The organism is Streptomyces cellostaticus (genome assembly GCF_001513965.1).
Classification (GTDB): Bacteria; Actinomycetota; Actinomycetes; order Streptomycetales; family Streptomycetaceae; genus Streptomyces; species Streptomyces cellostaticus.
In genome coordinates this window covers 34,971-58,972 of sequence record NZ_KQ948015.1, presented here as the reverse complement: position 1 = coordinate 58,972, position 24,002 = coordinate 34,971, and the positions used below count along the sequence as shown (strand labels likewise).

The 24,002-nt window shown below is 69.7% G+C and carries 16 protein-coding genes and 2 pseudogenes; 11 read left to right on the top strand and 7 right to left on the bottom strand.

Annotation, left to right across the window (positions count from 1 at the left end):
* Nucleotides 1–93 precede the first annotated feature (93 nt).
* Nucleotides 94–1,131, top strand: coding sequence for a glycoside hydrolase family 3 N-terminal domain-containing protein (locus AQI88_RS00230; RefSeq protein ID WP_066989783.1), 1,038 nt, complete (start codon nucleotides 94–96; stop codon nucleotides 1,129–1,131).
* A gap of 36 nt (nucleotides 1,132–1,167) precedes the next feature.
* Here AQI88_RS00230 and AQI88_RS00225 read toward each other — a convergent pair whose 3' ends face one another.
* The gene (locus AQI88_RS00225) at nucleotides 1,168–2,847 is read right to left on the bottom strand and encodes an IclR family transcriptional regulator domain-containing protein (RefSeq protein ID WP_066989781.1); all 1,680 of its coding nucleotides are present in this window, start codon (nucleotides 2,845–2,847) and stop codon (nucleotides 1,168–1,170) included.
* A gap of 190 nt (nucleotides 2,848–3,037) precedes the next feature.
* Here AQI88_RS00225 and AQI88_RS00220 point away from each other — a divergent pair, with 190 nt between their 5' ends.
* A complete protein-coding gene (locus AQI88_RS00220) occupies nucleotides 3,038–3,778 on the top strand; it encodes an MIP/aquaporin family protein (RefSeq protein ID WP_066989778.1) in 741 nt (246 codons plus the stop codon).
* Nucleotides 3,779–3,919: 141 nt separating this feature from the next.
* Nucleotides 3,920–5,389 (top strand): aldehyde dehydrogenase family protein, encoded by a 1,470-nt coding sequence (locus AQI88_RS00215; protein WP_066989775.1) that lies wholly within the window; start codon nucleotides 3,920–3,922, stop codon nucleotides 5,387–5,389.
* A gap of 99 nt (nucleotides 5,390–5,488) precedes the next feature.
* Here AQI88_RS00215 and AQI88_RS45700 read toward each other — a convergent pair whose 3' ends face one another.
* Nucleotides 5,489–5,740: an MBL fold metallo-hydrolase gene (locus AQI88_RS45700; RefSeq protein ID WP_066989772.1), complete on the bottom strand. Its 252-nt coding sequence runs from the start codon at nucleotides 5,738–5,740 to the stop codon at nucleotides 5,489–5,491.
* Between AQI88_RS45700 and AQI88_RS00205 the strand changes: the two genes are divergently transcribed.
* Together AQI88_RS00205 and AQI88_RS00200 are read left to right on the top strand one after the other, a co-directional pair.
* Nucleotides 5,739–6,140, top strand: coding sequence for a winged helix-turn-helix transcriptional regulator (locus AQI88_RS00205; protein ID WP_079057373.1), 402 nt, complete (start codon nucleotides 5,739–5,741; stop codon nucleotides 6,138–6,140). The two genes, AQI88_RS45700 and AQI88_RS00205, sit on opposite strands and share 2 nt — an antisense overlap.
* 167 nt (nucleotides 6,141–6,307) lie before the next feature.
* A complete protein-coding gene (locus tag AQI88_RS00200) occupies nucleotides 6,308–6,541 on the top strand; it encodes a hypothetical protein (RefSeq protein ID WP_066989768.1) in 234 nt (77 codons plus the stop codon).
* Nucleotides 6,542–6,864: 323 nt separating this feature from the next.
* On the opposite strand, the pseudogene AQI88_RS00195 reads toward AQI88_RS00200, so the two are convergent.
* Nucleotides 6,865–7,200: pseudogene (locus tag AQI88_RS00195) on the bottom strand (ABC transporter permease); the annotation flags it as partial.
* 1,260 nt (nucleotides 7,201–8,460) lie between these two features.
* Between AQI88_RS00195 and AQI88_RS42485 the strand changes: the two are divergent.
* Nucleotides 8,461–9,942: an RICIN domain-containing protein gene (locus tag AQI88_RS42485; RefSeq protein ID WP_398697585.1), complete on the top strand. Its 1,482-nt coding sequence runs from the start codon at nucleotides 8,461–8,463 to the stop codon at nucleotides 9,940–9,942.
* A 119-nt stretch (nucleotides 9,943–10,061) separates the two neighbouring features.
* Here the strand turns inward: AQI88_RS42485 and AQI88_RS00185 are convergent, their stop codons facing one another.
* On the bottom strand, nucleotides 10,062–12,515 hold the full coding sequence (locus AQI88_RS00185; protein WP_066991481.1) for a SpoIIE family protein phosphatase: 2,454 nt from the start codon (nucleotides 12,513–12,515) through the stop codon (nucleotides 10,062–10,064).
* 961 nt (nucleotides 12,516–13,476) lie between these two features.
* Nucleotides 13,477–16,320: a glycoside hydrolase family 3 C-terminal domain-containing protein gene (locus AQI88_RS00180; protein ID WP_066989764.1), complete on the bottom strand. Its 2,844-nt coding sequence runs from the start codon at nucleotides 16,318–16,320 to the stop codon at nucleotides 13,477–13,479.
* Nucleotides 16,321–16,643: 323 nt separating this feature from the next.
* Between AQI88_RS00180 and AQI88_RS00175 the strand changes: the two genes are divergently transcribed.
* The 5 genes from AQI88_RS00175 to AQI88_RS00160 all read left to right on the top strand — a co-directional run bounded on the left by AQI88_RS00175 (nucleotide 16,644) and on the right by AQI88_RS00160 (nucleotide 21,453).
* Complete coding sequence (locus AQI88_RS00175; RefSeq protein ID WP_066989762.1) at nucleotides 16,644–18,314, top strand: extracellular solute-binding protein; 1,671 nt, start codon at nucleotides 16,644–16,646, stop codon at nucleotides 18,312–18,314.
* Nucleotides 18,314–19,366, top strand: a complete 1,053-nt coding sequence (locus AQI88_RS00170) for an ABC transporter permease (RefSeq protein ID WP_066989759.1) — start codon at nucleotides 18,314–18,316, stop codon at nucleotides 19,364–19,366. Before AQI88_RS00175 ends, AQI88_RS00170 begins: the two co-directional genes overlap by 1 nt.
* Nucleotides 19,363–20,289 (top strand): carbohydrate ABC transporter permease, encoded by a 927-nt coding sequence (locus AQI88_RS00165; RefSeq protein WP_066989756.1) that lies wholly within the window; start codon nucleotides 19,363–19,365, stop codon nucleotides 20,287–20,289. The genes AQI88_RS00170 and AQI88_RS00165 overlap by 4 nt, the downstream gene beginning before the upstream one ends.
* Before the next feature lie 275 nt (nucleotides 20,290–20,564).
* Nucleotides 20,565–20,699 (top strand): hypothetical protein, encoded by a 135-nt coding sequence (locus AQI88_RS48950; protein WP_398697297.1) that lies wholly within the window; start codon nucleotides 20,565–20,567, stop codon nucleotides 20,697–20,699.
* 37 nt (nucleotides 20,700–20,736) lie between these two features.
* A complete protein-coding gene (locus tag AQI88_RS00160) occupies nucleotides 20,737–21,453 on the top strand; it encodes a glycoside hydrolase family 12 protein (protein ID WP_066989753.1) in 717 nt (238 codons plus the stop codon).
* Between the two features lie 108 nt (nucleotides 21,454–21,561).
* Here the strand turns inward: AQI88_RS00160 and AQI88_RS00155 are convergent, their stop codons facing one another.
* Together AQI88_RS00155 and AQI88_RS47330 are read right to left on the bottom strand one after the other, a co-directional pair.
* Nucleotides 21,562–23,583 (bottom strand): glycoside hydrolase, encoded by a 2,022-nt coding sequence (locus AQI88_RS00155; protein WP_066991477.1) that lies wholly within the window; start codon nucleotides 23,581–23,583, stop codon nucleotides 21,562–21,564.
* A 198-nt stretch (nucleotides 23,584–23,781) separates the two neighbouring features.
* Nucleotides 23,782–23,980, bottom strand: a pseudogene (locus AQI88_RS47330) (xylosidase); the annotation flags it as partial.
* Nucleotides 23,981–24,002 lie beyond the last annotated feature (22 nt).

Below are 24,002 nucleotides of genomic sequence, written 5' to 3'. Positions count from 1 at the left end.
GAAGGGGGCGGCACTGCGGCACGGCAGGACACGGCACGGTCCACCCCGTCCCCCGGCCCGGCGGCGGCCTGTGTCGACCGGATCCTCTCGCGGATGTCACCCGCTCAGAAGGTGGGCCAGCTGTTCATGGGAGGGGTCCACGTCGTCGGCGGGGCCGACGGGAGTGCGCAGGCAAGTCTGAGCGTGCTGCGCCGCCACCATGTCGGCTCGGTGATCCTGATGGGACCGACCACCGCGGGCATGCCGGCGGTGCGCGCCGTGACGGACCGCGCGGACCAGCTCGCCCAGGATGTGGGTGCCCGCCGCATCGGCACCCTGGTCTCCGCCGACCAGGAGGGCGGTCAGGTACAGCCACTGCGCGGGCCGGGCTTCACCGACATCCCCAGCGCGCTCGCCCAGGGTGGTTTCGGCGGGCCGCGGCTGCAACGGAACGCGGCCGTCTGGGCGGGCGAACTGCGCCGTGCGGGCATCCGTCTCGACCTCGCCCCCGTCGCCGACGTCGTCTCCTCCGACCTGGGGCGGGCCAACGGCCCGATCGGACGTTACGACCGCCAGTTCGGCTCCACCGCCGAGGCCGTCGCCGGCCACGATGCCGCCTTCATCAAGGGCTTTGGCCAGGCCGGCGTGCTCACCACCCTCAAGCACTTCCCGGGCCTGGGCGGTGTCCGGGGCAACACCGACACCACTCCCCAGGTCACCGACACCACCACCGACCGCGCCTTTGACGGCCTGACCGCCTTCCGCGAAGGCGTCACGGCCGGCGCCCGGTTCGTCATGATCTCCCTGGCGACGTACACCCGGATCGATCCCGCGCACCAGGCGGTCTTCTCGTCTGTCGTGATCCAGGACATGCTGCGCAAGGAGCTCGGTTTCGACGGAGTCGTCATCTCCGACGACCTCGGCAACGCGGCGGCGGTCAAGGCCATACCCCCGGGCCGACGCGCACTGGCCTTCCTGCGCGCCGGCGGCGACCTCGTGCTGAGTGTGAACGCCGGCCACATCCCCGCCATGACCTCTGCGGTCCTTGCCGCCCTGGGCGACGAGCCGGCACTGCGGGCACATGTCGAGCAGAGCGTACGGCGCGTCCTGGCGGCCAAGCAGGAGGCCGGACTTCTGCGTTGCGCCGGCTGACGCCGGGGCGGCGGCCGTACTTCTTGGGGAGGTGTCTCAGTCGCTGCGGACCGGCGAGAAAGCGAAGACCGCGGCCAGATCCGCCTCGATCGCCCCTGCGGCGGACAGCAGAGGAGGCAGCAGACGTTCACGAGACTGCTCGGGCGTCTCCGGGCCTGCGTGCAGGGCGAGGTTGACGGCGGCGACGGCCCTGCCTCGCACATCGTGCAGCGGGACCGCCATGGAGCGAAGACCCGTCTCCAGTTCCTGCTCGACCAGCGCGCAGCCGTCCTGCCGCACCTGCTCGAAGACGCCGAGGAGTTCGCGGTGCGAGGTCCGGGTGAAGGGGGTCAGCGGGCGCGGAGGCAGCAGGGCGAGCAGCCGCTCCTGCTCCGCGCGGGGCAGGTCCGCCAGCAGGACACGCCCCATGGAGGTGGCGTAGGCAGGCAGCCGGACACCCGGGTGGATGGCGACGCTCGTGACCTGCTGGGTGGCGGAGCGGGCCAGATAGCGCACCTCCGCCTCGTCGAGTACGGCGACGGACGCGGACTCCTGGACCCGGCCGGCGAGCGCGGCCAGATGCGGACGCGCGATGTCCGCCAGGCACAGACCGGACAGCGGGGCGTAGCCGAGACCGAGCGTGCGCGGGGCGGGGAGGTAATGCCGCCCGCACTGTTCGACGTAGCCCACACGCAGCAGGGTGAGCAGGTTGCGGCGGGTGCTCTGGTACGACAGCCCGGCGGCCTGCGCCGCATCGTTGAGGGTGAGGCCGCCGCGTGCGCCGCCGAGCGCGGTGAGCACGGCGAGCCCGCGGGCCAGAGCCTGCAGGAACAGGGGACCGAGTTCCGTCTTGGCGTCGGTGTACGCCGCCGCCGCGGGCCCCTGCGCCGCGGGCCGCTCGGCAGCGAGAGCGTCGCCCATCTCCCGTGCCGTGCGGGTCAGATGAGCCAGACCGTGGTCACGTAGTGCCTGCGCACTCCACCGGCTCGTGTGGGCGAGCACGCTCAGCGCGTACCGGGGGCTGCCGTCGGGTCCGGGGACGGGAACGGACAGGGCGACCAGACCCGGGGCGGCGATCTGGTCGTCGAGGGCCCAGCCCTGCCCGTGCGCCTCGCTGATCCAGGCGGCGAACTCTGCCTCATCCGCCTGGCCGGGGCGTGCGGCGCGTGGGGGAAGGGCCGGGTAGCCGTCATCCAGCGGGTCGGCGGCGCGGTGCGCCCGCCAGGCCGCGTGCTGCTCGGGTGCCCAGACGCCGGCGAGGACGGCGCCGGCGGCGCAGCGGTCCGCGGGCAGCAGGTCTCCGACCCGGAACCCCAGCGGAATCACCCGCTCCGGGGGGATCGCGCGGGCCACGATGCGCATGTCGCAGTCGTCCGTCGCGATCAGTGACACGGATTCGTCCAGCGTGCGGGCCAGGGCGTCCAGGTGGGGCTGGGCGGCGTCGGGCAGGCCCGCGGCGCGCAGATAGGCGTTGCCGAACTCCATCAGCCGCGGGGCCGCTTCCAGCTCACGGCCCGCGGCGCGCAGGTAACCGAGGTGAACCGCCGTCGCGGCCAGCCGGTCCACCGCGGAGCGCGCCAGGCCCGTCGTCCTGGCCAGGTCGGCCGCCCGCACCGCCTCGGCGGAGCGGGCGACCGCCTCCAACACGGCCAGACCGCGCGCCAGCGGGCCCTCCGCCTCCCTGCCCGCCGCGGCCTCCTCGGTGTCGCTGCTGGTGGCCCTTGCCCGTCCTGCCATCGCCGGCGCCGCTCCCGTTCTGCTCCGTACTGATCGTTCTCGCAGGAGAACGCTACCGAGCGTTGACAGGGCCGCACAGACGTCGCACACTCAAGCCTCACGCTGAACGAACGAAAGTTCACTCAGAGAAAAAACGGACGCCTGGTCGCGAGTGCATCCGCCGGCTCGGCCCCAACTCCCGAGGACAGCCATGAGTTCTTCCTCCCGTAGCCGGGTGGACCTCGCCCGCCACACCGGCTACGAGTTCCTGTCGACCACCGTGCTCTTCTTCGGCGTGGTCAGCCTGGTCCGTGTGCTCGCCCTGCCTGACTCGCCCCTGGCGATCAAAGACCCCCACCTCATGCTCGGCACGGCCGGAGCCGTGGTGGCCCTGCTGCTCGCCGCACTCATGTACGCCCCGACCGGCCGCGCCTCCGGCGGTCACTTCAACCCCGCCGTCACCGTCTTCCTCTGGGCGGACGGCCTCTTTCCGGCCCGCGCCGTCCTGCCCTACATCGCCGCCCAGCTGGCCGGCTCCGTCAGCGGTCCCGCCCTCGCCCGTCTGGTGTGGGGCGCCCCCGTCGGCCGGATGCACTACGCCGTGGTCGCCCCGGCCCCCGGACTCGGTACGACGGCGCTGTTCCTCATCGAGACCGCCGCACTCGTGGCCATCCTCGCGGCCGTCGCCGTGGTGATGAGCCACCCCCGGCTGCACGCACTGATCCCCGCCGTCATCGCGGTGGGAGTGGGCCTCGTCATCGCCTCGCTCGGCACGGTCACCGGCGCGAACATCAACCCGGCCCGCGCCTTCGGCCCCGCACTGCTCTCCGGCCAGTACGCGCACCTGTGGATCTACCTGCTCTCGCCCCTCGTCGCCGGTCTCCTCGCGGGCCTGGCCCACCGCGCCCTGCGTACCAGCGGCCCGGCCACCGCCCAGCCGGCCACGACCTGACGCCCTCCGCTCGACCGGCCACGACCCGACCGACTTCTTTCGCGTCCGGCGGCCCGGCTCTCGCCCAGCCGACCCGCCCGACCAGCCAACCGACCAACTGCCTGACCGCACGACGTCCGACCTACTGAACCGGAGCAGCCCGTGTCCGCCACCCGAGGCCTGATCATCAACGGCCGCGAGGTTCCCGCCTCTTCCGGCCGAACCACCCCCGACACCGATCCCTGGACCGGGGGCGTCTACACCGAGGTCGCCGCCGCAACCGTCCAGGACGTGACCCGGGCGGTGGACGCCGCCGACGCCGCCTTCGCGCAGTGGGCGGCCACCAAGCCCGCCACCCGTCGGCAGATCTTCCTCGAGGCGGCCCGGCTGATGGCCGACCGAAGCGACGACATCGTGCGGATCATGGCTGGTGAAGTCGGCGGCACCGCCCCATGGGCGGCCTTCAACGCCCGGCTCGCCACCGACATCCTGCTGGAAGCGGCCGCCGCCGTCAGCCGGCCCACCGGCCAGTTGCTCGCGACCGACGCCGACGGAGTCATCTCCGCCCAGACACGTGTCCCCAAGGGCGTCGTCGCCGCCATCTCACCCTGGAACGCACCCGTGATCCTCGGAGTGCGCGCGGTCGCGCTGCCGCTCGCCGTCGGCAACACCGTCGTGATGAAGCCCAGCGAGGACGCCCCGATCGCCTGTGGCCTGCTCATCGCCGACGTCCTGCACGAGGCCGGACTGCCCGCGGGCGTGCTCAACGTCGTCACCAACGACCGTGCGGACGCCGCCGACGTGGTCGGCGCGCTCATCGCGGACCCGCGGGTGCGCATGGTCAACTTCACCGGCTCGACCGAGGTGGGCCGGGCCATCGGAGTCCAGGCCGCCCAGCACCTCAAGCCCGCAGTCCTCGAACTCGGTGGTAAGAACGCCCTGGTGGTCCTGGAGGATGCGGACGTCGAGTATGCCGTCGACGCGGCCGTCTTCGGCTCCTTCATGAACTCCGGCCAGATCTGCATGTGTCTGGACCGGCTCATAGTCCACCGCTCGCTTGCCGAGGAGTTCGCCGCGAAGCTCGCCGCCCGGGTGTCGCAGCTGAACTGCGGCGACCCTTCCGACTCCGCCACCGCCGTCGGGCCCGTCGTCAACTCCCGTGCGGCACAGCGCATCACCGCGCTTGTCGAGGACGCCCTCGCCCGGGGAGCGACCCTCGCCGCGGGCACCGGCCGGCCCGAGGGACCGGACACCCTGATCCGCCCGGTGGTGCTCACCGGTGTCACCAAGGACATGAAGATCTACTACGACGAGACCTTCGGCCCGGTCACCGTGGTGCACGTGGTCGACAGCGCCGACGAAGCGGTCGCCCTGGCCAACGACACCCCCTACGGGCTGACCGCCGGTGTCATCACCGAGGACCTGCGCGCAGGTCTCGAAGTGGCCTCACGCCTGCGTACCGGAATCGTCCACGTCAACGACCAGTCGATCGCCGACGAACCCCAGGCCCCGTTCGGCGGGGTGAAGGACTCCGGCTACGGCCGCTTCGGCGGCCAGGCCGGCGTCGAGGCGTTCACCGACACCCGCTGGGTCACGGCCCAGACCCGCGGTCGCGCCCACTTCCCGATCTGAGCCGCGACCGCCGATGCCGGGTGCGCCGGTGCGTACCCGGCATCGGCGACAGGCAAGGAGGGGCACCTCGGACATCGGAGGCCGCGTCACTGAAGGCGATCACCTGCATGTTCTTTCCAGGATGGCGTCGTGGGCGATACGGACGGCGTCGTAGAAGTCCGTCACCCCGCCCACGTGATCCAGAGGAGAGTGACTGAAGAGGGAGTGACTCACCGGCTTGTCAGTCATGAAGCTATGGCCCTCCTTGAACGTGCCGCGGGAGGCGGGCGGCGCGTCCACGACCGCGACACCGTACCGAGTCACCACGAACACGGACTGTTTTATTAAGTTGAGTTGGAGAGTGAGTTTCATGTCATCAAGTCACTTTCAGGTGACCCAGGAAGAGCCGAGTGACACGCACGCCTATAGCAGGGGCGCCCCCGTGCGGGAGGCGCTCGAACGCCTGGCCAGCCGGTGGACCGTGCTCATCGTGCACGCCCTCGAAGACGGCCCCACCCGGTTCAACGCCCTGAAGACCCGCCTCGGAGTGAGCCCGCACGTCCTGGCCCGGGCCCTGCGCGATCTGGAGCGGGACGGGCTCGTCACCCGCCGGGCCTACCCCGAGGTGCCGATCCGCGTGGAGTACGAACTCAGCGCGCTGGGCGGGACCATGTGCCCCGTCGTGGAGGAGATACGGCGCTGGGCGGAACACACGGCCCCCGCCATCGGCGAGGCACGGGCGGCCTACGACCGCAGCCGCCAGGACGAGTGACAGGCCATCGGCACCATCGCGGCTTCGAGAGGTAAGTCACCGAGGCACGCTGACTCACAAGGTGACTCACCGGGTATGTGGGCGTCGTCCGCATGGCACGCATGTGTACGATGTCGATGAGTTGACCTATCCGGTCCTGCGCGCACCGACGGACACCTGTCGGCCGCATGGGGCTGCACCGCCGCCCGGTCGCCGGCGGCTACCGCGAGCGCAGCGGCGGCAGCCTCTACATGGGCCAGGCGTTGATCTCCGCCGAAGGCCGGCTGCTGTTCGCCCGCCACAAGCTCAAGCCCACCCTGGCCGCCTGGCCCAGCTTCTCGGTCTACCGGAAAGCGGCCTACGTCCTCGGGCCCGAGGTAGACACGGCCGCCAGGTCTTCGTCCTCGCCCCGTGCGCGGTGATCGGTGACGCCGGCCTCGAACTGTTCCGTGACACGCCCGTCAAGCAGCAGCTGCTCCGGCGGGGCGGGGGGGAGTTTGCTCGACCAGGTACCGTCGGGTGAACGGGGCCCGGTGCAAGGCACCGAGAGCCTCTTCACGGTCATGCGTACGGTCGACGACGAGCTCGTCTTCCTGCACCGCGACGCCGTATTCAACTACTGAAGCAGCGTACCGCGCTCAAGCTGGGGATGGCCCGTAGCAGCCAGGTCCTCACCGGCTCCTCCGCGGACCCCGCACCCAGTCGCCGTACCGCCTTCGCCATGCGGGCCGGGTGCGGCTCTGGCCTACTCCGTGCGTAGACCGTCCGGCCGCAGCAGCCACAGCAGCGGCGGCAGGCTGAGCAAGGTCACCAGCAGGACGACGGCAGCGCCGACGCCGGTCATCGACAGCACGCTCGCCCAGACGACGCCCACCGGCTTGTCCGTCATCTTCAGCAGTACCGCGCCCAGTGTCAGCCCGACCGCCGTGGCCAGCGCCAGGCCGAGACCGATCGGGATCGCCGTCTGCACGGCGGCGGCACTGAGGAACAGGCCGGTGCGGATGGAGTCGTAGGTCTCCGCGCGTTTGCTGGACACCAACATCATCGGGTCGGTCGGCAGGTCGAGGCGGCGGGCCGTGTTCGCCGATCGTCCGCCCCCCTCATGCTGACGGACCTGAGATGCGAAGTGTCGCAGCACGGTTACATTCGAAGCGCTTCGACAATATGGTGTGCGCCGGGAGTATCGCGTCCGGAGCGCCCAGAGTGACCAGACGCCTTCTCCGAGCCGGCGGCGCGTCACCGACGGGAGGGCACGTGCAGGCAGCAACGCTGATACGCAGGTTGGGAGCGATCGAGATCCGCGGCGACGCCAACTCGGGGCTGCTCCGCAGTACCGAGCCGAGCGCGCTCCTCGCCGCGCTCCTGCTCCGGCCCGGGCGTGCGGTGCCTCTCGACGCGCTTACGGACGGCCTGTGGGTGGGTGAACCGCCCCGCTACGCCGTCGGCGACCGGCGCTCGTACGCCCGCCTCCTGCGCCGCAACCTCCCGGTGTCCACTCCCTTGACCAGTCATCAGGGCGGATACGCGCTTCTGGCAAGCTCGGACGTGACCATTCGTTTCGGGTTCGCACGCCTCGCCGGCCGCGGGTGGGCTGCGGTCGCCATCGGCCCGTCCCGCCCTGGCGAACTCACCGCCGCCGCATGGACCCTGTGGAGTGCGGACCGCGCCGCTATGGGGGTGGAGCGGTACGGCAGGGCCGACGGCCCGCTCCGCTCGCTTCCGGGTGACGGACGCCTTCGAGCAGACGCGATCCGTCTTCCGGCGCGAGCTGGGCGCCGAGCCCGATCCCTGCCTGGGGCGGCCTCACCGACAGTTGACGGCGGAGTGAGGCCATGTCCAGCCCGGTCTCGTCGCGCTGCCTTGGGGGACCGCACCGCATCCCGCAGAGAAGCCCAACGCCAAGTTGCTGACGGTGTGTCACATACTGCTGGCTGCTGTCCTCGCCGCCTCCGCCGTGGGCAAGGCCCGCACTGCCGGATCCGGCGCGTTCCTCAGCTCGCCTCGGCACCTGAGACGTCAGGTCCGAAAGCACGCCACCATCGCCACCTCGGGTGTACGCGACAGAGACTCCTGGTGGCCATCCCCATGCCTCTCGATGGACGCGTGATCGGCCGCGACCGCCGATGACGCCCGCCGCTCGCAGGTGATCTGCAACGCCAGTGCCGGTCAATGGATCGGATCTCGGCTCGGCCGGGCCCTGCCTCGGGGACGCCCCGAGGGGAGCGGGCTGACGGACTCAGGGAAGGAGACACCTATGAAGGGCATGTATATGACATTCAGGGTTCCGTGGCGGAGATGCGGGAGGCGTACGGGGGCGCTCACCGTGGTGACCGCCCTGATGATGGCGCTGATGGCAGGGTTGGGCGCCGCCGGGACGGCGCAGGCGGCCGCCGTGGACACGAGCGCGTGGTACGTGCTGGTCAACCGTGGCAGCGGCAAGGTGCTCGACGTGGCGGGCGCGAGCACGGCCGACGGGGCGAGCCTCACGCAGTGGCCCCGCACCGATGGCGCCAACCAGCGGTTCCAGTTCGTCGACTCGGGCGGCGGCTACTACCGGCTCAAGGCGCAGCACTCCGGCAAGGTGCTGGACGTCCTCAACTACTCCACCGCCGACCACGCGGACATCGCGCAGTGGAGCGACGCGGGCGGCACCAACCAGCAGTTCCGGCTGGCCGATTCCCCGGACGGTTACGTCCGGCTGATCAACCGCAACAGCGGCAGGGCCGTCGAGGTCGAGAACGCCTCCACCGCGGACGGCGCCAAGGTCGTGCAGTACGCCGACTGGGGCGGGGCCAACCAGCAGTGGCAACTGGTCCGCGCGACGGGAGTGCTGGCGCAGGTGCACACCGCGGGGCGGGTCAAGGATTCCGGAAACACGGTGCAGTACAGCTGGCCCGGCGTGTACTTCGAGGGCCGCGTCAGCGGCACCGGCGTCGGCATTGTGCTCAACGACTCGGCCGCCGACTACGACGTCCAGATCGACGGAGCCACCGTCGCCACGCTCGTCACGCCCGGCAACACCACGCACTGGATCAACGGCCTGTCGAACAGCACGCACACCGTCCGGCTCGTCAAGCGCAACGACACCCCAGGAGACACCAGCACCTTCGGGGGCTTCGTCGCCGCGCCCGGCGGTGCCGTACTGAGCAAACCGGCCCCCCGCAACCGCCAGATCGAGTTCGTCGGCGACTCCCTCACGGTCGGCTACGGCAACCTGTCGACCTCCCGCACCTGCACCTCGGACCAGCTCAAGCGGAACACCAACTCCGATGTGAGCTACGGCGCCCTCACCGCCCGGCAACTGAACGCCGACTACCAGATCAACGGCTACTCGGGCCTCGGCATGGTGCGCAACTACAACGGAGGCCGGACGGACGTCACGTACCGGACCTTCTACGACCGTGCCTTGCTGAACGTGTCCGGCGACGTCTGGCAGAACCCCGGTACCTGGCGCCCCCAGGTCGTGGTGGTCAACCTCGGCACCAACGACTTCTCGACCGCCATCAACCCCGGCGAGCCATGGACGCCCGAGAGCCTCGCGGCCGCCTACCGCAGCGCCTACGGCGACTTCATCCAGAAGCTGCGCACGCGCTACGGGGCCGACACGACCATCGTGGCGGTGGGCGCCGGCCAGTACGCCGGCCATGTCCAGCAGGTGGTCAAGGCGCGCAACGACGTGGGCGACAGCCGGGTCCGCTACTGGTTCCTCGACGACTCGGGCCTGGACTTCCTCGGCTGCGACTGGCACTACTCGGCCCACGACGACCGACTCATCGCCGACCGGCTCACCTCGTTCATCGCCGGTCTGCCGACAGGCTGGTGACAGCACCGGCCACCCAAGAGCACCACAGGTCCCTCGCGAGGCGGCGGGCTCCCGCACCGACATGCAGCGCCGTTGCCGTGCCCTGCCGCGCGGCCGGCGACGGTCCGTGGGCCTGGATCTCAGTGCGGCTCAGGCTGGGGGAGGGTCTGCGCGCACCAGATCGTCTTGCCGTTGGTGGTGTGCCGGGTGCCCCACCCTTGAGTGAGCTGGGCGACGAGCAACAGGCCCCGGCCGCCCTCGTCGAAGGCGCGGGCCCGGCGCAGGTGCGGAGCAGTGTTGCTGGCGTCGGAGACCTCGCAGATCAGGGAGGTATCGCGAATCAGCCGCAGCTTGATCGGCGGCTCGCCGTATCTGATGGCGTTGGTGACCAGCTCGCTGACGACCAGCTCGGTGACGAACGCCGCCTCCCCCAGGCCCCAGGCGTCCACCTGGTCGACGACGAACTGCCTGGCGCGTGGCACCTGCGCGAAGTCGGGTTCGACGTCCCAGTCGGCGATGTGGTGGGGATCCAGCGCGTGAGTGCGAGCGAGCAACAGGGCGGCGTCGTCGGTGAGGCGTTCGGGGAGCATGGCGTCCATCACCGTGTCGCACAGGGCCTCCAGCGAGGTGGCCGAGTGGTTCAGGATCCGCTGCAGTTCGGCGATCCCCTGGTCGACGTCGCGCTCACGGCTTTGCACCAGTCCGTCGGTGTAGAGGGCGAGCAGGCTGCCCTCGGGCAGCTCGAGCTCGGTGGCCTCGAACGGCAGCCCACCGATGCCGAGCGGCGGTCCCGGCTGTGCGGGTACAGGTGTCCTTGCGCCGTCCGGGGAGATGATCAGCGGCAGGGGATGGCCGGCGCTCGCCAGCGTGAAGCGTCGGGAGACAGGGTCGTAGACGGTGTACAGGCAGGTGGCCCCGGACTCGCCGGTCGGCTGGACGTGGCCGGTGGACTGGAGGTCGCTGGCGAGGTGGAGGACCAGGTCGTCCAGGTGGGTCAGCAGCTCGTCCGGCGGCAGGTCCACGTCGGCGAGGGTGCGGACCGCCGTCCGCAGCCGGCCCATGCTGGCCGAGGCGTGCAGGCCGTGACCGACGACATCGCCGACGACCAGGGCGACCCGGGCGCCGGACAGCGGAATGACGTCGAACCAGTCACCGCCCACTTCCACGCCGGTCCCGCCGGGCAGGTAGCGGAATGACACCTCGACCGCCTCCTGGTTCGGCAACCCCTGCGGCAGCAGGCTGCGTTGCAGGGTCAGCGCGGTCGTGCGCTCGCGCGAGTACCGGCGGGCGTTGTCGATGGCGACGGCTGCCTTGGCGGTCAGCTCCTGGGCGAGGATCAGGTCGTCGGCGGTGAAGGCCTCGGGCCGGTCGAGGCGGGAGAAGGTGACGACCCCGAGCAGCGCGCCGCGCGCCCGGAGCGGCACGGTGATCCGGCCGGTCAGCCCGTCCGCGGCGATGGACCCGTCGATCAACGGGTTGCCCGGTGGCCAGTGGGCAGGGTCGGCGGCGAGCCCGGGCCCGAAGGCCCATTCGCCGCCCTCGCCGGGCTCAGCGGCGAGCTCAACCGTGGACCTGCCTGTGGCCATGCAGCGGGCGGCGACGGAACCGGGAGCGTGGCTGACCGGCGTCGTGGGCCCGGGAGCCCGATCGGTGTCCTCCTTCGCACTGTGCTGGGCGGCACGGCTGAGTGCGATCGTCTCGCCGGGGGTGAACGCGGACGCGGAGGGTGGTTCCTCTCCGCGCAGCACCTCGTCGAAGAGATCCACGGTGACGAGGTCGACGAATCCCGGAACGGCGGCGCCGGCCAGTTCCTGGGCGGTGCCGATCACGTCGAGTGTCCGGCCGATGCCACCGCTGGCCTCGTTGAGCATGAGCAGGCGCTGCCGGGCCCAGTACTCGGCGCTCATGTCGAATCCCCAGTTGGCGACCGCGCGGACCCTGCCCTCGTCATCCCGGACGGGCCAGATGCTGGTGGCCCAGGCGTTGGCGTAGTTACTGCCGTGCGGGCGGAAGACGGTGATGAGACGCGCGGGCTTGCCCGTCCTCGCCACTTCGGAGAGCTGGTCGGTGTAGGGCTTGTCGTCCCTTTCCGGAAACAGCGAGCGGTCGAATTCGGGAAGCACCTCGCGGTACTTCTTACCGAGCACTTGCTCCTCGGAGTGTGCGATCACCCGGCCCGAGGAGGCGTTGATCCACAGGAACCGCAGATCAGGGTCGTAAACGCCCAGAGCGAAGGGGCACTGCTCAAAGGCCCGGTCGGCGATCACCGGGCGCCGTCCCCAGCGCTGGACGGTCATCGCGTGCCCCAGTGCCCGCCCGTCGGGGCCGAACAGCGGGTGAGTCGTCACCACGGCGTCCACCGTGGAACCGTCCCGGTGCCGCAGGGCGATGAAACCCGTGGGGTCGGGGCCGGCGCCGTAGCCCTCGGGGAAGCCGGGTGGCGGGGGATCGACCAGCAGGTCGGTCACGGGGCGGCCGACGGTGTCCTCCGCCGTCCAGCCCAGCAGCAGTCGGCCCCCGTCGCTCCAGCCGCTCACCTTGCCGTCCGGGTCCACCACGGCAGCGGCAGTGGGCGCGTCCTGCTTGCCGGCCATCTCCACGCGCCACGCCTCCGTCCGGACAGGCGTGCCCGTCAGGGCTGGTTTCCAGCGGCTGCTCCCAGCCTAGATCGGCCTCCGCTCCACGGCGCTCCGGCTGGTGCGTTCGGGGGTGCCAGGTACCGGAGCGAGTTGGACTGGGACCTTCGCGCCCCCGCTCGACAGCAGCCGAAGCGCTTCCGCCGAAGTGGGCCCGGCTCCGTGCCGTACCTCACGGGGCACTGGTCGGGGCCGGCGCGCCTCGAAGCACGGGGCCAACTCGTCCGCGAGCGGGCGGCGCGCCGCTCGACGAGGTCCCGCCCGCCCGGCCGCCCGTCAAGACAGCGGCCGGGCCGCAGTGCCGTCTCCCATCCAGCGCAACGAGAGAACCGCCCTGGCCCCCACGGCGGGACCGCGGCCAGGGGGCGAGACCGCCGCCGTCGGCTACGTGGACCCCCGGTCCACAAGAACGGCAAGTCCATGACTCCGTCACCGGCACCGCCCCCGACGGCCGGCACTTCCATGTCGTCCACAACTGGAGCCGGCATCCGGCCACCGCCCAGGCGCCGGTGGACCTGACCGACGGGCCTTGAACGGCAGCGTGGCACCGGCCGGCACGCCCGTGCGCTCGGCGCCTGGGACGTCCGCGTCCTCGCCACTGCACCGGGGTCCGCGGCGGAGGAGCGGCGGCATCACGCCAGCGCGGCACCGGAAACAGGCCGGCAGGCCGACCACGAGCCCGGCGCCGGTGTCCGGCACACCCCGGCAGGCGTCGTCACGGGATGCGCGCGTCGGCCTGGAGCCCGATGCCGACATCGCGATGGTGTGCGCTGGAGAGCCGGTGGTCCCTGCGCCCGAACGGTCTGGGCGACGAGGACCATGTCGAACGCAGGCCCGAAGAAGCCGAGTCCGGCACCGAAGCCTTCCGGCGCCGGACTCCTGTGCGGCGACTCCCGTGCACATGGAGTCGATGCGGACCTCAGTCGGAGAAGGCGATGCGCGCGAGCCGCACCGGGCCACGCAGTCCGAGGCGGACGTCGTGCACACCGGCCGCCACGACGACGGGGGCGCTCACCGTGGCGTAGTCGTGGGGCCCGGCCGTACCCGGGGAGAGCGTGAGCACTGCCAGTACCGGACCGTCACCCAGCGAGAGTTCGGCCATGCCCTCACCCGCAGCCTCCACCGTGATCCCGGCAGCCCCCTTTCCGAAGTCACAGTCGCGGAACAGCAGCTCGCCCCTCCGGCCGGCCACAGGGGCGACGGAATCACCCGACGTCTTCGTGCGGTCCACGATCTCGGTGTCGCTCTGGTCGTCGAAGTCCGCCGCGTCCAGGCCGTCCACCATGACCGTCCGGGGGACGGACGGCTCGCCGTCAAGGTGGACGGCCCGGGTCAGGCGGATGTCCTCGCTGGACGCTCCGACGAGGATCTCGTAGCGGCCCGGTGCCACCCGCTGACGTCCCTGCGCCACGTCCCAGAACGCGAAGGCCGACATCGGCACCCGGAAGGCGATCTCCGTGACCTCGCCGGGCGCGAGCGTCACACGGTGGTGCGCGGCCAGTTCCCTGCGGGGCCGTGGCACCGACGGCTCCATGGCCCGGGTGTAGAGCTGGGCGACCTCGTCCGCGGTGACGTCACCGGTGTTGCCGACCGTGAAGGACAGGTGCAGTGTCCCGTCCTCGACGCGAGTCGTGAGGCCTTCGTAGGAGAAGGACGCGTACGACAGGCCGTGGCCGAACGGGAAGAGAGGCGTGCCCTCGAAGTAGAGGTACGTCTGGCGGCCGCCGATCACGTCGTAGTCGAGGAGGTCGGGCAGGTCGGCGTCGTCGGCGTACCAGGTCTGCGGGAGGCGGCCGGCGGGGGAGACGTCGCCGGCGAGGACGCGGGCCAGGGCGGTGCCGGCCGCCTGGCCGCCGTGGGAGGTCCAGAGCATCGCCGGGAGGGACGTGTGATCCACGGCGTACGGATACGCCGACACGAGCGCCAGCACCGTGTTCGGGTTGGCCGTGCGGGCCGCGCGCAGGAGGCGCTCCTGCTGGGCGGGGAGGGCCAGGGTCGTACGGTCCTCGGTCTCGCGGCCGTTGATGTGCGGATCGTTGCCCGCGACCACCACGACCACGTCCGCCTGCGAGGCGACCCTGCTCACCGCGTCCTCGCCGCTTTCGACGACGACGACCTCGAAGATCTCCCCGTTCCCGTCGGCAACCTTGAGGCCGTCGGCGGCGACGGAGATGTGGTGACCCGTTCCGATGTGCCGAAGAAGGTGCCCGTTCTCGTGCGGTTCCAGGCGGAACGTCTCCTGGACGACCCAGCCTCCGGGCTGGTCGGCGGAGGCGCGGACACGGCCGTCCTCGGCGACCGAGAGATAGCGGCCGTCGGGGGCGCGCAGGGTCAGCATGCCCTCGCCCCAGTCGACGAGCGCGAACTCCGTGCCGGTCGCGTCGGTGGTGAGCGGGGGCAGGTCCGTACGGCCCGCGAGCAGGGCGGGGTCGAGGGCGCCCTCGGCGCCGCGCACCTCGTCGGCTGCGTCCGCCTCGGGGACGTGCAGGAAGGTTCCGGCCGAGGTCTTCAGCAGGATCCGGTCCACGCCCTCCGCGAACTCCACACGCTCCGCGCCGAACCGCTCGTTCAGGCCCTCCAGCGGGGTCGAGCGGTGGATGAGCGTGCCGCTGTACCAGTCGCGCTTGCACTCGTCCGCGAGCAGGCCGACCACGGCGAGCCGGGTGCCGGGCGCGAGCGGCAGCAGGCCGGCGCTGTTCTTGAGCAGGACGACCGCCTGCTCGGCGGCCTCCTGGGCGAGGGCGCGGTGGGCGGGGGTGTCGAAGTCCCTGGTGAGCGCGTGCGGGTCGCACTCCGGGTCGAACTCGCCGAGCCGGAAGCGGACCGAGAGCTGGCGGCGGACCGCCGTGTCGATGTCCGACTCGGTCAGCAGGCCCTGTTCCAGGGCTCCTCGGACCCGTGCGGTGATCTTCGAGCTGTCCGTGCCGTGGTCGGTGAAGCTGTCGACGCCGGCCAGCAGCGCGGCGGCCGTCGCCTCCTCGTGGGTGTCGAAGTAGTGCTCGGAGTCGACCAGGTTGGAGGGCGCGCCCGCGTCCGAGCAGACGAGGAGGTCCTCGTCCGTCCAGGTGCGCAGGTGCTCGCGCAGGTACGGGGAGACGTGGTTGGGGCGGCCGTTGACCAGGTTGTACGCCGGCATCACGCCTGCCGTCGCGCCCGCCTCGACTGTCTCTCGGAAGGCGCGCAGGTCGTACTCGTGCAGCACACGCGGTCGGACCGAGGAGGACATGACGTCACGTCCCGTCTCGTTGTTGTGGGCCAGCCAGTGCTTGAGGACGGGCGCGGTGCGCCAGTACGTCGGATGGTCGCCGCGCAGGCCACGGGTGTACGCGGTGGCGATGGCCGAGGTGAGCTTCGGGTCCTCGGAGTAGCCCTCCTCGTTTCGGCCCCACAGGGGGTGGCGCAGGAGGTTGACCGTGGGGGACCAGACGTTCAGGCCCACGCGGTCGTCGCGGGCGCGCATCGCGCGGGTCTCCTTGGAGACGGCCTCGCCGACCCGTCGTACGAGATCGGTGTTCCAGGTTGCGCCGAGGCCGACGGCCTGCGGGAAGACGGTGGCCGGGCCCATCCAGGCCACGCCGTGCAGAGCCTCCTGGCCGGTGCGGAACGCGGCGATGCCGAGGCGCTCCACGGCAGGCGCGAACTGGTGCAGGAATCCGATCTTTTCGTCGAGCGTGAGCCGCGACAGAAGGTCGTCGATGCGCTTCGCGAAGGGCAGCTGCGGATCGCGGAAAGGTGGTGGTGTGTGCGGCGTGTGTACGGACACGTGGGGTTTCCTTGAGATGGAGCGGCAGGATATTCGAAGCGCTTCGATGCTCGTCAGACATCAGGGGGAGTGTCAAGAGATCAACATCAATGCATCAAGCAGGGCATACGGAGAGTCCCCTCCAGTACCTCGGATGAATCTTGGAACCGACCCTTGTGCGTCCATCGGAGTTCACTTAACCTCACAGCAACATCGAAGCGCTTCGACTGTAAACCCCGTCGTAGTAATGGGATGTCTGCTTTCAGCTCAGCCAGTTCCAGTCACGACACCGCAGCCGACGGCCCACCGCCGGGTGTCCAGGTGCGCCATGAAGGGTTGACGCAATGACGCCGAACGCCGCCTCCACCTCCTCAGGACCCAGCCGGAGAAGCTTCCTCGCCTCCACTGCGGTCGCCACCGCAGCAGTGGCCGGTGGGATGCCGCTGCTCACCGCCTGCGGCGGTTCGGACAGCGGGTCGCGAGAGGGTGCCACGTCGGGCAAGGCCGCCGACAAGCTGATCCCGACATACGTCGCCAGCACGGTCGCCAAGCCGGATCTTCCGTCGAAGAACGGATCGTCGGTCGGCTACACCAGCAAGGTCGACCTCGCGGCTCTCGAAACCTCGATCCCGAACAAGCTCGGTACCGGCGCTCCCTTGACGATCATGTCCCCGCTCTGGGGCACCCCGCCGAAGGGCGGGTGCGCGTACTACAAGGCGGTCGACGCGGCGGCGGGCACCAACGTCACCTGGCAGAACCAGGACGGAAACACCTACGCCCAGAAGCTCGGCGCCGTCCTCGCCTCCAGCTCCATACCCGACATGGTGGTCGTGCCGAGCTGGATACTGGTCAGCAACAAGCTCCCGAACGCGGTCATCGCGAAGTTCATGGACCTCGGCCCCTACCTGGCGGGCGACAAGGTCAAGAAGTACCCGAACCTGGCCGCGATCCCCTCCGACTCCTGGCGCATGAGCATCTTCGGCGGCGCGCTGCGCGGCATTCCGATGCCGTCCGCCCCCGCGTCCTTCATCATGCCGTACTACCGCAAGGACATCTTCGACAAGAGGGGCTACTCCGTACCCAAGTCGGCCGACGAGTTCCTCAGCTGGGCCAAGGACGCCACCAGCGCCAAGGCCAAGGTGTACGCCTGCGGTGACATGAGCTGGGTCTCGGGGAGCATCTTCGGCAACGCCCCCGGCTGGAACATCGATGCCGACGGCAAGCTGAGGTACAACATCGAGCGGCCCGAATACCTCGAAGCCCTGGAGTGGACCCGCAAGCTCTTCGACGCCGGCGTGGTCCATCCCGACGACAAGGCACGCACCGGCGACGCGGGCCAGCGCTTCACCGCCGGACAGATCCTGGTCTTCAACAGCGACACCTCCGCCTGGTACATGAAGACCGCCGAACAGGCCCATGCCAACCCGGACTTCCGGATCGAGGCCATGGACATCTTCGGCGCCGACGGCGGCAACCCGACGCTGTGGGCCTCCGCGCCCGCCACCATCTGGTCGATGATCCGCAAGGGCGCCTCGAAGGCGACGATCGAGAACGCGCTGGCCGCCGCCAACTTCGCGGCCGCGCCGTACGGCACCAAGGAGCGCATGCTCGTCGACTACGGCGTCGAGGGCACCCACTACACGGTCAAGAACGGCGTCCCCGCCAAGAACGACCAGGGCAACTCCGAGGTGATCAACGCCTGGGGGATGCTGGCGGCCCCGGCTCCCTACTTCGCCCACCCCGACTTCCCCGACATCGCCCGCAAGCAGGCCGAGTGGCAGCAGCGGATGGGCGCCTTCATGAAGAAGACGTCCACGTACGGCATGTACATCGTCGAGCCGACCCGCTATGCCAGCCTCTCCAGCCAGTTCGAGCAACTGCAGATCGACTACGTGCGGGGCAACAAGAAGCTGTCCGACGTGCAGGCGGCCATCTCCACCTGGCGGTCCGCCGGCGGCGACAAGCTGCGCGACTGGTACAAGGAACTCCTCGACAAGAACGGCAGCGGCAACTGATGTCTCTCACGGCCGGGAGAAGGCCCGACGGGACTCGTCCCCCCGCGGCCGTCGAGGAACCGACGGTCGCGGTCGCCACCGCGGGGACCAAGGTGCGGGCGCCACGCAGGGCGAGCAAGGGCGGCAAGGTTCCGTTCCGGATCCGGCTGCGCCGTGACCGCGCGCTCATCCTGATGACGCTGCCCGTGATCGTGCTGCTTCTGCTCTTCAACTACGTCCCGCTGCTCGGCAACGTCGTCGCCTTCCAGGACTACGACCCGTACGTCTCCAGCAACGGTGTCACGGCTGTCTTCCACAGTCCGTGGGTCGGCGTCGAGCAGTTCTCGCGGATGCTCGACGACCCGCTGTTCTGGGACGCCGCGAAGAACACCCTCGTCCTGTTCGTGCTCCAACTGGTGTTCTTCTTCCCGATCCCGATCGCTCTCGCGCTGCTCATCAACAGCGTGATCCGGCCCCGGGTGCGGGCCGTGGCGCAGGCGATCATGTATCTGCCGCACTTCTTCTCCTGGGTCCTCGTGGTCACCGTCTTCCAGCAGATCCTCGGCGGCGCCGGCATCATCGCCCAGACCCTCGAGAACCACGGGTGGAGCGGCTTCGACCTGATGACCAACTCGAGCCTCTTCAAGTACCTGGTCATCGCGGAGGCGGTGTGGAAGGACGCCGGCTGGGGAATCATCGTCTTCCTCGCTGCGCTGGCCTCCGTCAGCACCGACCTGTACGAGGCCGCCGCCATGGACGGCGCGGGGCGCTGGCGCCGCATGTGGCACGTGACGCTGCCCGCGCTGCGCCCGGTGGTCGCGCTGCTGCTGGTCCTGCGGGTGGGCGACGCGCTCAGCGTCGGATTCGAGCAGTTCCTGCTCCAGCGGGACGCGGTCGGCGCGGGAGCCAGCGAGGTCCTCGACACGTACGTGTGGAACATGGGTATCAAGAGCGGCGACTTCAGCTACGCGGCCGCGGTCGGCCTGGCCAAGGGACTCATCGGAATCTGTCTCGTCATGGGCGCGAACAAGTTCGCGCACCTGCTGGGCGAGCAGGGGGTGTACAAGAAGTGAGCCTCAACACGCAGCTCATCCGCAGCCTGAAGGCTCCCGCCCGCCCCGTGTGGGAGGAGCCGCCGAGCAAGGCAGGAATCACCGCCAAGAGCGGCTTCCTCCTGCTGTGCTGCCTGGGGGTGCTCGGTCCGCTGTGGATCGTGATCGTCACCAGCCTCTCTCCCAAACCCGTGATCGACCGGGCCGGCGGCCTCGTCGTGATCCCCCAGGGCGTCACCTTCGTCAACTACACCGAACTGCTCAGCGGTGGCCAGGTCAGCCGGGCGATCATGGTCTCGGTCGGGGTCACGCTCTTCGGCACGCTGTTCTCGATGACGGTGTCGGTGCTGGCGGCCTACGGCCTGTCGCAGCCGGGGAGTCTGGGCCATCGGTTCTTCCTGATGACCATGATGGCGACCATGTTCTTCGGGGCGGGTCTCATTCCGACGTACCTTCTGGTGCAGACGCTGGGTCTCACCGACACCTATCTGTCGCTGGTCCTGCCGAGCGCGGTCAGTGTCTTCAACATCCTCGTCCTGCGGGCCTTCTTCATGGGGATCTCACCCGAACTCACCGAGTCCGCCCGCATCGACGGGGCCAGTGACCTGCGCATCCTGCTGACCATCATCATGCCGCTGTCGCGCGCGGTGCTGGCCGTCATCTCGCTGTTCTACGCGGTCGGCTACTGGAGTGCCTGGTTCAACGCCTCCATCTACCTCTCCGACCAGAACATGATGCCGCTGCAGAACGTGCTCATCCAGCTGGTCCAGAAGAACACCGAGGCGCCGACCGGCCTCCAGCAGCAGGTCCGCACCGGACAACTCTCCTCGCTGGGGCTGCAGATGGCTGTCATGGTCCTCGCGCTGATCCCCGTCGCGGTTGCCTCCCCCTTCGTCCAACGGCACTTCAAGAAGGGCATGCTCACCGGAGCCATCAAGGGCTGAGACATGAGCACGTTTCACCTCAGCAGGCGCTCTGTTCTTTCCGGTTCCGCTGACGCCGCTGCTGTTCCATCCGTCGGTGCGAGGGCTCGCCCACGCCCGAGGACCGGGGAGCCAGCTGGAAGCGCACCGACACGGTGGAGTTCAGCGCCAACGAGGACGGTCGTGGATGCGGTGAACGGCTGCTGGTCGACCCACGGAACTGCGACACCCTGTGGCTCGGCACCCCACACGACGGGCTGCTCAAGTAGAGCGACCGGGGCGCAACCCGGAAGGCCGTGTTCGTGCTCAACCACGGCCGCGAGCCGGTGACCGTCGAGGTGCCCGGCACCCACCAGGACTTCTTCCGGCGACGCGGAGCCGGTCGTTCTCGTCGCCGGAGAGGACCACGTCCTCAGCATGGGGCGTGGTAGCAACCCCCACTTTCCCCCCACCCATGGAAGGGACACCATGGTTAAAAGCAGAATACGCAAGATCACCATGGCGGTGCTCGCGCCGGCGATGGCTCTCGGTGCCACCGTCGGCCTCGCCTCCGCCCCCGCTTCGGCCGCCGTCTGGAACTCCTGCGACCAGTGGGCCAACACCAGCCTGGACGGCTACAGGCTCTTCAACAACATCTGGGGCTCCGGTGCGGGCGGCCAGTGCATCTGGGCCAACTCCGGGACCAGCTGGGGCGTCTGGGCCGACCACCCCAACACCGGCGGCATCAAGTCCTACGCCAACTCGACGAAGACGATCAGCAAGTCGATCGACACCCTCAGCTGGCTCACCAGCAACTATAACGTCAGTGTCCCGTCGTCCGGCGCGTACAACACGTCGTACGACATCTGGGACAACGCCCACCAGTACGAGATCATGCTCTGGGTCAACCACACCGGAGCCGTCGGCCCGATCGGCAGTTGGCAGGCCAACGTCACGCTCGGCGGCCACAACTGGGACGTCTACAAGGGTACAAACGGGTCGAACCAGGTGTTCTCGTTCCTGCGGACGTCCAACTCCAGCTCCGGCACCGTGGACGTCAAGCAGGTCCTCAACTGGATCGCCTACACCAAGGGCTGGATGCCCGGCAACGAGGTCATCGGCGACGTGCAGTTCGGCTATGAGATCACCTCGTCGTCCGGCGGACTCAACTTCAACACCAACAACCTGACCGTCAGCGGCGGCTGACCAGACAACAGGGCCGAGGTCGGTCCGCCTCCTTCCTCAGAAGCAGTCGACCTCGGCCCGCAGCGCGTTGTCCCCACCTGCTTCAACAGCGCGGCGGAGCCCACATGGTCAGCAGCTCGAAGTGGTCTGGGTGAGGAGGCCGAGCCGCCACGGGAGGAGGTTGTAGTCGCCGCCCGCGTTGGGGTTCATGCCCTGGTAGAGGTACTGGAGCCGGCAGGAGGGGATGGTGAGTGTCTGGTCGTAGCCGGCCCGGATCATCTCGCCGTGGCTGATGTCCCTGGTCCAGGACCCGGAGGGGAAGGTGACGTTGTCGGCCCGTGCGAACGGGTTGCTCTCGGACGCGGCCAGGGGTGTCCAGGAGCCGGCGAGGCTGCCTGAGGTCCAGGAGCGGAAGTAGCGTCGGCCGTTCGACCCGATGGCCTCGACGAGCAGCAGGTACTGGTTGGTGCCCTGCACCTTGTACACGTTGCTCGCTTCGAACAGGGCGTACCTGTTGGAGTCCTGGGCCGCGATGACGGTGTTGGTGAAGCCGCCCGGGAACTGGCCGACGGTCGTCTGCGAGCGGTACAGGTGTCCGTTGTCGTCGGAGGAGAACAGGTAGCAGTCGGCGCTGTCGCAGATCACCCACATGTCGACCCAGTAGCCGCTGCCGAGGTTCTGCTTGATGATGTCGGGCATCGACGAGTAGAAGTTCCGCGGGGCGCTCCACCCGTTCGGGTTGCTGATGTCGGGGTTGGTGGAGTACGAGGCGTTGCCGGTCTGGTACACGAGGTACCACAGGCGTTGCGGCGCGTAGTAGAAGACCTGCGGCGCGGCCCGGTAGCCGGCGCCGATGGCGCTGCGGTCCAGATAGTGGTGCGTGGCCGAGCCGGCCTGGGACCAGTCACTGAAGTTCAGGTACACCAGGTTGTAGCCGGAGGAGCCGGCCACGCTGGCGAACACATGGTACTTGCCGTTGTAGTGGACGACCGTCGGATCCTTGATCCCGGCGATGTTGTGGGTGGCGTCCGGTTTCGGTGCGATCAGCGGGCCGCTGGAACTCCAGGAGAAGCGGGAGGGCAGAGCGGCGGCGGACCGGGTCGACAGGGCGGTGGCCTTCTGTGTCGCGGCCGTGCCGCCCAGCGCCGACAGCGTCGCGTTGTACGCCGGCTTCTTGTTGCCGCCCCGGTCGAACAGCAGGGGGTTCTCCCCACTGCGCCAGGAGTCGCTGTCGCGGATGCCCCACACGGTGATGCCCTTGCAGCGTGCGACGTTCATGCACGCCCGGACCGTGTTCGCGTACGCCGTCGGCGACGCCTGGGCGATGTCGAGCTCGGTGATCTGGACGTCCACGCCGAGCGCGGCGAAGTTCGACAGCGTTGTCTGGAAACTGGCAGGTGGGCCGCCGGTGCCGAAGTGGGACTGGAAGCCGACACAGTCGATGGGCACGCCGCGCGCCTTGAAGTCGCGCACCATGCGGTAGACGCCCTGAGTCTTCGCGTCGCTCCAGTTCTCGATGTTGTAGTCGTTGTAGCAGAGCTTGGGCGCCGGGTCGGCCGACCGCGCGGCGCGGAAGGCCTGCTCGATGAAGCCGTCGCCCAGCAGGTTCTGGAACACCGAGGGACGGTGCTGGCCGCTGCCGCCGTCGGCGAAGGCCTCGTTGACGACGTCCCAGGAGTGGATCCGGCCCTTGTAGCGGTTCATCACGCTGGTGATGTGGTTGTTCATCACGCTGCGCAGCGTGTCCGCGTCCCTGATGGAGCTGACCCAGCCGGGCAGTTGGGAGTGCCAGACCAGGGTGTGGCCGCGTACGCGCTGGCCGCGGGCCGTCGCACGGTTGACGATCTGATCGGCGGGGCCGAAGTTGAACTGCCCGCGGGACGGCTCCGTCGTGTCCCACTTCATCTCGTTCTCGGGCGTGACCGAGTTGAACTCGCGGTCCAGGATGGCGGTGTAGGCTCCGTCGCCGAGCCGTCCGGCGGCCACGGCGGTTCCGAAGTACCTTCCGGACTGGGCCGCTTGGGCGCCCAGAGTGGAGGCCTTGACGGCTTCGGGTGCGCCGGTCGCGGTTCCGGGCGTCACCAGGGCGGCCGCGGCCAGGAGGGCCAACAGCGAGGCTCGGCGCGGGCCGAGGTGTTTCAGCGGGTTCATGGTTCTCCTCGTACGGTTGAGTGGGGGGTGGGTGTGCGATCCTCCGATCGTTCGGGGCGTGGACAGCTCGAACCGCGTGACGCGGACCGCGCCGCCGAGTGCCTGCGTAGCGTGGTTGAAGAGGGCGAACCGGTAGCCCATGAAGAACCGCCGGTCGTTGCCCATGGAGAAGGCGGGTCCGAGGCGGGTGAAGGTGGTGCCGTCCGTTGATCTTGTGGAAGCGGGAGCCCGCGAGGGTGCCGACACTGGACGGTGTCGTGAACACCTGCTGCGTGCGCACCTGGTTGCGGCCATCGGGCGAGAGCTGGGCCACGCTGATCGTGGTGTTCCGGTACGCGACGTACAGGGTGTCGTCGCTGTCGACGAGCAGCCTCGCGTCGTAGGAGGGAGTGCTGATCGGCGGCGGCCGGCGCCCGGCG

Excerpts from the sequence above, each read along its gene's own strand:
- AQI88_RS45700 (WP_066989772.1), bottom strand. The coding sequence starts at position 5,740 with ATGAAACTCACTCTCCAACTCAACTTAATAAAACAGTCCGTGTTCGTG.
- AQI88_RS00200 (WP_066989768.1), top strand. The coding sequence starts at position 6,308 with ATGGGGCTGCACCGCCGCCCGGTCGCCGGCGGCTACCGCGAGCGCAGC.
- AQI88_RS00170 (WP_066989759.1), top strand. The coding sequence starts at position 18,314 with ATGTCTCTCACGGCCGGGAGAAGGCCCGACGGGACTCGTCCCCCCGCG.
- AQI88_RS00225 (WP_066989781.1), bottom strand. The coding sequence starts at position 2,847 with ATGGCAGGACGGGCAAGGGCCACCAGCAGCGACACCGAGGAGGCCGCG.
- AQI88_RS00205 (WP_079057373.1), top strand. The coding sequence starts at position 5,739 with ATGTCATCAAGTCACTTTCAGGTGACCCAGGAAGAGCCGAGTGACACG.
- AQI88_RS00220 (WP_066989778.1), top strand. The coding sequence starts at position 3,038 with ATGAGTTCTTCCTCCCGTAGCCGGGTGGACCTCGCCCGCCACACCGGC.
- AQI88_RS00160 (WP_066989753.1), top strand. The coding sequence starts at position 20,737 with ATGGTTAAAAGCAGAATACGCAAGATCACCATGGCGGTGCTCGCGCCG.
- AQI88_RS00185 (WP_066991481.1), bottom strand. The coding sequence starts at position 12,515 with ATGGCCGGCAAGCAGGACGCGCCCACTGCCGCTGCCGTGGTGGACCCG.
- AQI88_RS00175 (WP_066989762.1), top strand. The coding sequence starts at position 16,644 with ATGACGCCGAACGCCGCCTCCACCTCCTCAGGACCCAGCCGGAGAAGC.
- AQI88_RS42485 (WP_398697585.1), top strand. The coding sequence starts at position 8,461 with ATGGCGCTGATGGCAGGGTTGGGCGCCGCCGGGACGGCGCAGGCGGCC.
- AQI88_RS00230 (WP_066989783.1), top strand. The coding sequence starts at position 94 with ATGTCACCCGCTCAGAAGGTGGGCCAGCTGTTCATGGGAGGGGTCCAC.
- AQI88_RS00155 (WP_066991477.1), bottom strand. The coding sequence starts at position 23,583 with ATGAACCCGCTGAAACACCTCGGCCCGCGCCGAGCCTCGCTGTTGGCC.